At 70.9% G+C, this 9467-nt stretch carries 11 protein-coding genes; 8 read left to right on the top strand and 3 right to left on the bottom strand.

Translation table 11 applies throughout. The annotated features are described in order from the left end of the window. Positions 1-6 precede the first annotated feature (6 nt). Genes BLW78_RS23550 through BLW78_RS23570 form a run of 5 tightly spaced genes read left to right on the top strand, consistent with a single transcriptional unit; the run spans position 7 to position 4019 of the window. A complete protein-coding gene (locus tag BLW78_RS23550) occupies positions 7-906 on the top strand; it encodes a branched-chain amino acid ABC transporter permease (protein ID WP_056527142.1) in 900 nt (299 codons plus the stop codon). Continuing rightward, positions 903-1943 (top strand): branched-chain amino acid ABC transporter permease, encoded by a 1041-nt coding sequence (locus BLW78_RS23555; RefSeq protein ID WP_056527145.1) that lies wholly within the window; start codon positions 903-905, stop codon positions 1941-1943. The genes BLW78_RS23550 and BLW78_RS23555 overlap by 4 nt, the downstream gene beginning before the upstream one ends. Continuing rightward, on the top strand, positions 1937-2746 hold the full coding sequence (locus tag BLW78_RS23560; RefSeq protein WP_056527148.1) for an ABC transporter ATP-binding protein: 810 nt from the start codon (positions 1937-1939) through the stop codon (positions 2744-2746). Before BLW78_RS23555 ends, BLW78_RS23560 begins: the two co-directional genes overlap by 7 nt. After that, the gene (locus tag BLW78_RS23565) at positions 2743-3495 is read left to right on the top strand and encodes an ABC transporter ATP-binding protein (protein ID WP_091682441.1); all 753 of its coding nucleotides are present in this window, start codon (positions 2743-2745) and stop codon (positions 3493-3495) included. The genes BLW78_RS23560 and BLW78_RS23565 overlap by 4 nt, the downstream gene beginning before the upstream one ends. A 47-nt stretch (positions 3496-3542) precedes the next feature. Beyond that, on the top strand, positions 3543-4019 hold the full coding sequence (locus tag BLW78_RS23570; RefSeq protein WP_020094434.1) for an SRPBCC family protein: 477 nt from the start codon (positions 3543-3545) through the stop codon (positions 4017-4019). Positions 4020-4095: 76 nt separating this feature from the next. Here the strand turns inward: BLW78_RS23570 and BLW78_RS23575 are convergent, their stop codons facing one another. The 3 genes from BLW78_RS23575 to BLW78_RS23585 all read right to left on the bottom strand — a co-directional run bounded on the left by BLW78_RS23575 (position 4096) and on the right by BLW78_RS23585 (position 7554). Further along, positions 4096-5235, bottom strand: coding sequence for a hypothetical protein (locus tag BLW78_RS23575; RefSeq protein ID WP_244527036.1), 1140 nt, complete (start codon positions 5233-5235; stop codon positions 4096-4098). Positions 5236-5558: 323 nt separating this feature from the next. Beyond that, entirely contained in the window at positions 5559-6905 is a 1347-nt protein-coding gene (locus BLW78_RS23580) for an MFS transporter (protein ID WP_056532321.1), read from the bottom strand. Between the two features lie 199 nt (positions 6906-7104). Beyond that, positions 7105-7554 carry a winged helix-turn-helix transcriptional regulator gene (locus BLW78_RS23585; protein WP_020094431.1) on the bottom strand — a complete coding sequence of 150 codons (450 nt, stop codon included), beginning with the start codon at positions 7552-7554 and terminating at the stop codon, positions 7105-7107. A gap of 101 nt (positions 7555-7655) precedes the next feature. On the opposite strand from BLW78_RS23585, the gene BLW78_RS23590 reads away from it, so the two are divergent. From BLW78_RS23590 to BLW78_RS23600, 3 genes are all read left to right on the top strand, one after another. Next, positions 7656-8426 (top strand): SDR family oxidoreductase, encoded by a 771-nt coding sequence (locus tag BLW78_RS23590; RefSeq protein ID WP_056532323.1) that lies wholly within the window; start codon positions 7656-7658, stop codon positions 8424-8426. Positions 8427-8499: 73 nt separating this feature from the next. Beyond that, complete coding sequence (locus BLW78_RS23595) at positions 8500-8733, top strand: tautomerase family protein (RefSeq protein ID WP_020094429.1); 234 nt, start codon at positions 8500-8502, stop codon at positions 8731-8733. Positions 8734-8903: 170 nt separating this feature from the next. Next, positions 8904-9467: molybdopterin-dependent oxidoreductase (locus tag BLW78_RS23600; RefSeq protein ID WP_170855226.1), on the top strand; the 564-nt coding region annotated here is incomplete at its 3' end.

The following is a 9467-nucleotide window of genomic DNA, read 5'->3' on the forward strand; positions in this document are numbered from 1 at the left end:
GCGGCCTTGAGCGCCATCACGATCGGCGGCTTCCCCCTCGATCTCCTCGCCCTCCAGCTCGTGACCGGCATCGCGCTGGGAGCGATCTACGTGCTCGTCGGCATCGGCCTGTCGCTGATCTTCGGGCTCATGAACGTCGTCAACTTCGCCCACGGCGCGTTCTTCATGGTCGGCGCCTATGTCGGCGTCTTCCTGTACGGCTTCACCGGCAGCTTCTGGCTCAGTCTCGTCGCGGCGCCGCTGGCGATGGGGCTCCTCGGGCTCGCCGTGGAGCGCGTGCTCGTGCGCCCCCTCTACGGGCGCGGCATCGACGACCCGCTGCTCCTCACCTTCGGCCTGTCGTACGTGATGGTCGAGAGCGTGCGCATCGCCTTCGGGCTGACGGGCCTGCCCTTCGGGGCGCCGCCCGAGCTGCGCGGCGCGGTCGACATCGGCATCGGCTACTTCCCCCTCTACCGCCTGTTCCTGATCGGCTTCGCGCTGGCGGTGGTGGGCGCCCTGTGGCTGTTCATCGAGCGCACGCCCTTCGGCCTCGTGATCCGGGCCGGCGCCCGCGACCCGCAGATCGTGCAGGTGCTCGGCATCGAGATCACCAAGGTCTGGCTCGCGGTCTTCGCCCTGGGCTGCGCGCTCGCCGGGCTCGCCGGCATCCTCGCCGCGCCCCTGCAGGGCGTCACGCCCGAGATGGGGGTCCCGGTGCTCGCCGAGGCCTTCGTGGTCACGGTGGTGGGCGGCATGGGCTCGCTGGCCGGGGCCGTGCTCGCCGGGCTGATCGTCGGCATCGTGGTGGCGATGACGTCGCTCGTCGCCCCCGACATGACCAAGATGGCGATCTTCGCCCTCATGGCCCTGGTGCTGCTCGTGCGGCCCCGGGGCCTCCTCGGCCGGGCCGGAGCCCTCGGATGAGCGCCCGCGCCCCCGCCTCCGCCGTCACGAAGGGAGGCGCCCTTCCGGCTACCTTGCCGGCGGCCCGGCCGGGCTCCGGCCGGACCGGCCGCCGGCTGGCGTGGTGCGGCCGGCACCGCGTCGCCCTGACGCTCGCCTTCCTCCTCGTGTTCCCCTGGATCGCGCCCTACCAGGCCCTCGCCGTGAACATCCTGGTGCTCGGGCTCTACGCCCTCGGGTTCAACCTGCTGTTCGGCTATACCGGGCTCCTGTCCTTCGGCCACGCCGCCTTCCTGGGCGGCGGCGCCTACGGCTGCGGCATCGCCATCGTCCATTACGGGCTGCACCCGGCCCTGGCGCTCGTCGCCGGCACGCTGCTCGCGACACTCATCGCCGCCGTCATGGGCGTGCTGGCGATCCGCACCCGCGGCATCTACTTCGCGATGACGACCCTGGCGCTGTCGATGTGCGTCTACTACGCCTTCTACCAGGCGGAGGCCTTCACCGGCGGCGAGAACGGCCTGCGCGGCATCAACGTGCCCGCGCTCGCCCTGCCGGGCTTCAGCCTCAATCTCCTCGACCCGGTGGTGAAGTACTACGCCGCGCTGGCGGTGGTCGGCGTCGCGGTCTGGCTGTTCTCGCGCCTCCTGTCGTCGCCCTTCGGGGCCGCCCTCGAGGCGATCCGCGAGAACGAGGGCCGGGCGCAGGCCTGCGGCTACGACGTGCGCCGCATGAAGCTCGCGGCCTTCGTGATCTCCGGGGCCCTGTGCGGCCTCGCGGGCGGTCTCCAGGCGATCCACCTCTCGATCGTGCCGATCGAGACGATGCACTATTCGACCTCCGGCCAGGCCGTGATGATGGCGCTGCTCGGCGGCATGGGGACGTTCTTCGGGCCCTTCGTCGGCGCCGCGACCTTCGCGCTCCTGCAGGACGGGCTCGCCACCGTGACGAGCCACTGGCAGCTCTTCGTCGGCGCCGTCTTCATCGCCTTCGTGCTGTTCCTGCCGCTCGGCATCTGGGGCGAGGTGCTGGCGCGCCTGAGGAGGGCCGGATGGTGAGCGTCGCCGCCGCGCCGGCAAAGGCTCCGAGTACGGCGCCGCCGATCCTCGCCACGGAGGGGCTCGGCAAGCGGTTCGGGCATTTCCGCGCCCTGTCCGACGTGACCGTCGCGTTCCCGGAGGGCGGCATCACGGCGATCATCGGGCCGAACGGGGCGGGCAAGTCGACCTTCTTCAACCTGATCTCGGGCGCCTTCCCGCCGAGCGAGGGCCGCGTGCTGTTCCGCGGGCGCGACATCACCGGCGCGGCCCCGCACGCCTTCGCCCGGATGGGCATCGCCAAGTCGTTCCAGATCACCAACGTCTTCCCGCACCTCACGGTGCGCGAGAACGTGCGGGTGGCTGCCCAGGCCCGGCGGGTCCGCTTCGCGTTCTTCCGGGACCGCGCGGCCTATCCCGAGCTGGCGGAACGGGCCGAGGAACTCCTCGGCGAGGTCGGGCTCGGCGCCCGGATGGACCGCCTCGCGCGCGAACTCGCCCACGGCGAGCAGCGCGCCCTGGAGATCGCGGTGGCGCTGGCCGCCGAGCCGAGCCTCCTCCTCCTCGACGAGCCGACCGCCGGGATGAGTCCCGAGGAGACGCGCGAGATGATGGACCTCGTGCAGCGCCTCGCCGAGACCCGGACGCTGATCCTCGTCGAGCACAAGATGAAGCTCGTCATGGGCCTGTGCCGGCGCCTCGTCGTCCTCCACCAGGGCCAGCTCCTGGCCGAGGGCAGCCCCGACGACATCCGGGCGCATCCGGAGGTGCGCCGCGTCTACCTGGGCAACACGGCGGGCAAGATCACGGGCACGACCGCATGAGCGCCGCCGTCACGCAGCCGCTCCTGGCGGTCGAGGACCTGCGGGCGTGGTACGGCCACTCCCACATCCTGCAGGGCCTCTCGCTGGAGGTGCGCCCCGGCGAGATCGTCACGCTGGTCGGCCGCAACGGCGCCGGCAAGACCACCACCCTGAAAGCGATCATGGGCCTCGTGGCGAAGCGCGAGGGGCGCGTGACCTTCGCGGGCGCCGACATCCTCCACCGGCCGCCCCACGAGCGCTTCCACCGGGGCCTCGCCTACGTGCCGGAGGAGCGGCGCATCGTGCCGGGGCTGACCGTGGAGGAGAACCTGCGCCTCGGCATCCTGGCCGCCCGGGGGGCAGGACGGGGCGCGCACGCGACGCGCCGCGACGAGGCGCGGCGGATCGAGGTCATCGCCGAGACCTTCCCGCGGCTGAAGCAGCGCCTGAAGCAGGAGGCGGTCACGATGTCGGGCGGCGAGCAGCAGATGCTCGCCATCGCCCGGGCGCTCATGGCCGAGCCCGTGATGGTGCTCCTCGACGAGCCCTCGGAGGGGATCATGCCGATCCTGGTCGAGGAGATGTTCGCGCAGTTCGTCGCGATGAAGCGGGCCGGCACCACGATCCTGCTCGTGGAGCAGAACGTCGAGCTCGCCCTCGACGTGTCCGACCGCGTCTACATCGTCGACGGCGGCGCCGTCGTCTACCACGCCCCCGCGGCCGCGCTGCGGGACGATCCCGAGATCCAGGCGCGCTACTGCGCGGTCTGAGCGCCCGCACCGGCCGGTGGGCGGCGCAGTGTCAGGAGGAGACCAGGATGGACATCGCTGGCGCGTATCGGATCCCGGTCGCGCGGGAGGCCGTCTGGGCGGCGCTGAACGATCCGGAGGTGCTGGCCCGCTGCATCCCCGGCTGCAAGGAGCTGGTGCAGGCCTCCCCGGAGGAGATGACGGCCAAGGTCGCCCTCAAGGTCGGGCCGGTCTCGGCGACCTTCGCGGGCACGGTCCGCCTGGAGGACATGCGCCCTCCCGAGGGCTACAGCCTCGTCGGCCAGGGCAACGGCGGCATGGCGGGCTTCGCCAAGGGCCGCGCCGCCGTCAGCCTCGCGGCGGAGGGCGGCGAGACGCTCCTGACTTACACCGCCAAGGCCGAGGTCGGCGGCAAGATCGCGACGCTGGGCGGCCGGCTCATGCAGGCGACCGCGCGCAAGCTCGCCGACGAGTTCTTCGGCAAGTTCGCCGCCGAACTCGGAGCGACCGGCGACCCGGCCGCGCCCAGAGCGGCCGAGGCCTAGGAAAGCCGCGTCTCGACCGCGCCTCGACCGCGCCGGCCGGGACGGTCGCGCTCCCGACCGGCGCGTCGGAGCCCGGTCATCGCTGCGACCCGATCTGCAGGACATTGAAGCCGCGCTGCAGGGAGGTCCCGAGGAACTCTCCGAACGGGGTGTTCGCACCCGCGGCACGATCAACGCGGAGGACGGCGGCACAGCCGCGCTGCGGGCTCTCGACCGAGCGGCCGTCGACGGAGGCCGCAGGGGCCATGCCGGCTCGCCAACGCGCCTTCAACGCGGAGACGGCCCTGTCGGCCGTCCGGCAATCGGGATAGGCGAGGGATACGAGCAGGGCCGGTCCGTTCTTGCCTTGATAGTCCGCCACGATACCGCCGGCATAAGCCGGGACGCCGTCCCGTCCGCGCTCGCGCTGATCCTCGATCGCCTTCCTCTGCGCGGCCAGATCGGTCGTCGCCGACAGGAGGGCGGCAGGATCGTCGGGGGTGATCCCCATCAGCGGCGTCACGACGGCCGCTTGAAGGATCGCGCCCGGGTCGCGCTCATCCGCGGCGGCCAGACCCGTCAGCGCTGTGGCGACCGCCTCGTGATCCGCCGCGCTCCGACCGACCCCGACGCGTGTCTCCAGATCTGCGGCCGCGGACGCCTGCGCGACGACGCGATCGATCGCCAGGATCGCGCTGGTCTCGCCCATCGGGCCGGACCAGGGATCGGTCGGCTGCCGGGCCCTGAGATTCAGGGCGCGCGGCTCACCGTTGGCGAGAATGCGCGGCGCGGTCGAGACCGGCCGGAAGTTCCTGTCCTTCAGCTTGGCGACCAGAGTGTCGGCTGCCGCCTTCGTCGCCAGACCCCAGTAACTCACGCGCGCCGGAGGCTGGCCGAAGGCCGCGAAATACGAGATGTCCTCGAACGGGATGCCGGCCTTCTCGGTCCATGTCTGCGCGCCGCCGTAGCTGAGGGCGTTCAGCGGGCGGATGCTCTGCGCGAAGGCCATGCGCCGCAGGCCGGCGTCGCTCAGCGCACCGCCGGCGGCCCTGGACAGCGCCTGGACGTCCATGAAGACGATCGGCATCGGGTCAGGCGTCGCCAGGACGGAATCCGGCACCGCGCGGAGAGCCGCCTCCAGAGTGCTGGCCGCCCGCGCCGCCGGCGCGATCATCAGGACTGAGAAGGACACGACGACGAGGCGGGATGAAACTGAGCGCCAGAGAGGTCGTGTCACGTCGAATCCCATGCTCCAGGTCCCTCGGGAGCGCCGATGCCCGTCTGCCGGTCATGGCGATGACCGCGTCGGGCAAGAAGAGATCTCCGCAGTGCTCACCTGATCATTGCTGGACAGGCTCTCTTCTGTCTCCCTCAGTCGATTTTAGCTGAGCCGCTCTCGGCTTCCACTAGTGAGGGTGACCTATTGACCGCGCCGCCCGGATCGCCGCCGATCTGACGCCCGGCACCGTCGAGACGAGCGACGATCGATGGAGGCGTCGGCTCGGTGGGAGCCGCAACGTGACTTCGGCCTCCGCGTGTCGCCCCCGCGCGCCGATCCTCTCACGCGAGCGATTCTCCGGTCCGATCGCGCATCGTGAGGACTGCGGCGAGCGAGATGGCCGACAGCACGGCGACGTAGAGGCCCGGCCCCGTGGGCCAGGCCAGGTGGTGGACGATCCACGTCGCGGCCATCGGGGCGGTGCCCCCGACCAGCGCCATCGAGGCGTTGAAGCTGATCGCCAGGGCCGTGCAGCGCGAGCGGTGCTGGAACATCTCGACGAACGCCGTCGGCACGACGGCGGCGTTGCCGGCGATCAGGATCGCGAACGCGACCTGGCTCAGGACGATCAGAAGCGTGTCGCCGGTGGTCAGCAGCATGAAGAGCGGCCACGACAGGATTGTCAGGCCCGCCCCGGTCAGGACCAGAATACGCTTGCGCCCGAAGCGGTCGGACAGGGCTCCGGCGATCGGGATGCACACGGCTTGAACCACCATGGCGAGCGAGTTGATGAGAAACGCCGTGTGTTGCGGCAGGCCCGACACGGTGTGCATGAACGTCACGAGGTAGACGAACACCACGTAGAAGCCGCACGCCAGGCCGAGATTCATCGCGAAGGCGCGCAGCATGGCGGAGCCGTCGATCTCGACGGCCGTGCGCAGCGGTGAGCGCTGGTCCGTCGGTGCCCGATCTTCGCGAAACACGGTCTCGACGTGATCGTCGTCGATATGGCGACGCAGAGCGAAGATGAAGACGCCGAGCACGATCCCGAAGAGGAACGGCAGGCGCCAGCCCCACTGGTGCACGTCTTCCGGCGTGAGCAGGCCGGTGACGAGCGTCCCGGCAATGGAGCCGAGCAGGATCCCCCCGGCGGCCCCGATGCAGGCGAGGCTGCCGGTCAGGCCGCGGCGCGCCGGTGCTGCGGTCTCGGACAGGAAGATGGCCGAGGAGGTGTACTCGCCGCCGACGGAGAGACCCTGGCCGAGCCGCAGCACCACGAGCAGGACGGGCGCGAGGAGTCCGGCCGACGCGTAGGTGGGCAGGCAGCCCATCAGGAAGGTCGAGACGGCCATGAGGCCCGCCGACAGCAGGAGTGCCGTCTTCCGGCCGTAGCGGTCGCCGATGTGGCCGAACACGATGCCGCCGATCGGGCGCATGAAGAAGGCGGCGGCGAACACCGCGAAGGCCGAGAGCAGCGACGTCGTGGGGCTGTCGGACGGGAAGAAGTTCCGGCCGATGACGGCACTGAAGTACCCGTAGGTGGCGAAATCGTACCATTCGAGCGTGTTGCCGATGGCGCCCGCGACCACGGAACGGCGCCGCGCCGCGCCGGGGACCTTCGGGCCGTCGGCGATCGCGTCGGAACTGATCGGGAGCGGCGGCTCACCGTACGGAGGGGTGGATTGCATGATGCGCCCGCCTTGCCGCCGAATTCAGTCTAGACGCTAGACTGAAACGCCAAGCTTGGCGAGACCATTGGAAAAGGACGACATCGCTCTTCCGCTCGACAGTTAATAGGCGCGGGGCAGCCTCGCGCGGGCGAGCCCGCCAGGGCCGCACGCCCCTCCGTCCTCCGCGGCCAGACCGCGATCGGGAAGCCCTCCGTCCTCACGGTGCCTCGGCGTCGGCGGGAAGATCCGGAGCTTCGGCCGCCGCTGCGAACGCCCGCCGGGCCCGCTCGATCTCGGCGTGGTGCGTCTCGGCCCAGATCCACACGCCGCAGAACGCGGCGCCCAGGCTCCGGCCCAGCGGCGTCAGCGTGTAGTCCACGCGCGGCGGGATCACCGGATGCACCGTCCGCCGGACGAGACCGTCCCGCTCCATCTGGCGGACGGTCTGCGTCAGCATCTTCTGGCTGATCCGGCCCACGGCCCGGCCGAGCTGCGTGAACCGGAGGGTGCCGTGCTCCTCCAGGGCCTCGAGGATCAGCATGGTCCACTTGTCGGCCACTTGGCCGATGATGTCGTTCACCAGGGCCTCGATCGCCGGATCGACGTCCTGCGGGGGTGGCCCGCGCCGCTTCGCCTCGATCGCGGGATCCGGGGCAGCCCTGCGCATTCGACACTCTCCTTTCGGTGCGTACAAATCTTTTCGGTGCCTACTTCAGGGCGGAGAGTGTCAACCATACTCTCTGCGGCGACAACAACGGGGTCGCCATCATGAAAACCTCCGGCAACACGATCCTCATCACGGGCGGCGGGTCCGGGATCGGAGCCGCGCTCGCCCATCGCTTCCACGACCTCGGCAACACCGTCATCGTCGCCGGTCGCCGCGTGGAGGCGCTGGAACGGGTCACGGCCGGCCGCCCGGGCCTGCACGCGATGCCCCTCGACATCGCGGATGCCGGAGACATCGCGGCGTTCGCCCGGCGCGTCACGGCCGAGCACCCGGCCCTGAACGTGGTGATCAACAACGCCGGCATCATGCGCTTCGAGGCGCTGGATCAGGCGCGCGACCTCTCCGACGCGGAGGCGACGATCACCACCAACCTGCTCGGCCCGATCCGTCTGACGGATGCCCTCGTCGCGCATCTGGTCACACGGCCGGACGCGGCGCTGATCAACGTGTCGTCCGGGCTGGCCTTCGTGCCCCTGACGACCACACCGACCTACTCGGCGACGAAGGCGGCGATCCACAGCTACACGGTCTCGCTGCGCGAGGTCCTCAAGGGCCGGGTCGAGGTGATCGAGCTGGTGCCGCCGGCGGTCCAGACGGATCTCACGCCCGGCCAGGCCACCCGTGCGGGCTACCTACCGCTGGCCGACTTCATCGACGAGGTGATGGCCCTGTTCCAGCAGCAGCCGACGCCGGCCGAGATCCTGGTGCAGCGCGTCGCCTTCCAGCGCAACGCCGAGGCCGAGCACCGCTTCGACGCGGCCGTCGCGACCCTGAACGAGGCCGCTCGCGCGGCCCGCGCGGCGCAGGAATGAGGTGCGCGCGGAGATCCGCGTCGCCGCGCGCGGGCGCGACCCGTGTTTCATCAGTTCAGCCTGGAGACGATCGATGCCGTTCGCCAATTTCAAGATCCCGCAGGGCATGATGACCGGTCCGCAGAAGGCGGATCTGATCCACCGCACGACGGATCTGCTGGTCTCCTTCTTCGGGGAGGCCGCGCGCCCGCACACCATGGTCTTGGTCGACGAGGTCGTGGATGGCGGCTACGGGCGCGCGGACGAGGTCTTCGATCTCGAGGCCCTGCGACGCCTGCGGGCGCACCACGAGACGGGTTCGCGCTGACGGCCTCCACATCGTGCCGGCGGCCCTGCTCGGAGCCGTCGACGATCTCGTCGCGCGCGTCCGTCCCCGGACCGCGCGCCGGGCGCCGTTCCGACGGGACTAGGAGGGGGCGCCGTTGCGTGAGACTCTGGGCCTGCCCCGGCGGGCGGGGCGAGGCGGAGTGCCATGCGATGAGCCAGGACGACGAATCGCCGCCGGCGCGGCGCCGCTTCCTCGCACAAGGCGCGGCGGCGGCCGCGGCCGTCCTCGCGGGCGGGCCGGCCCGATCGGACGAGGCGGCGCCTCCGGCCGTGCCCGAATGGATGAAGGTCCCGGGCGCCGATGTCGGCAGCCAGACCTACGGCCGGCCCTCGCGCTTCGAGGAGGGCGTCATCCGCAACGTCCCGAAGGGTCTGAAGCAGTACATCTCGGCGTCGAGCCGCACGCCGCTGCAGGATCTCGACGGCATCCTGACGCCCAACGGCCTGTTCTACGAGCGCCACCACGGCGGCATTCCGGACATCGATCCCGCCCAGCACCGGCTGATGATCCACGGACTCGTCGAGACGCCGCTCATCCTGACGATGGACGACATCCGCCGCTTCCCGTCGGAGTCGCACATCTACTTTCTCGAATGCTCGGGCAACCCGGGCTTCGAGGCGATCAAGGGCAAGACGGCGTCGGACCTCGTCGGCCTCGTCAGCTGCGCCGAATGGACCGGCGTGCGCCTCGCGACGGTCCTGGCGGAGGCCGGG

This window comes from Methylobacterium sp. 275MFSha3.1 (assembly GCF_900108435.1).
Lineage (GTDB): Bacteria > Pseudomonadota > Alphaproteobacteria > Rhizobiales > Beijerinckiaceae > Methylobacterium.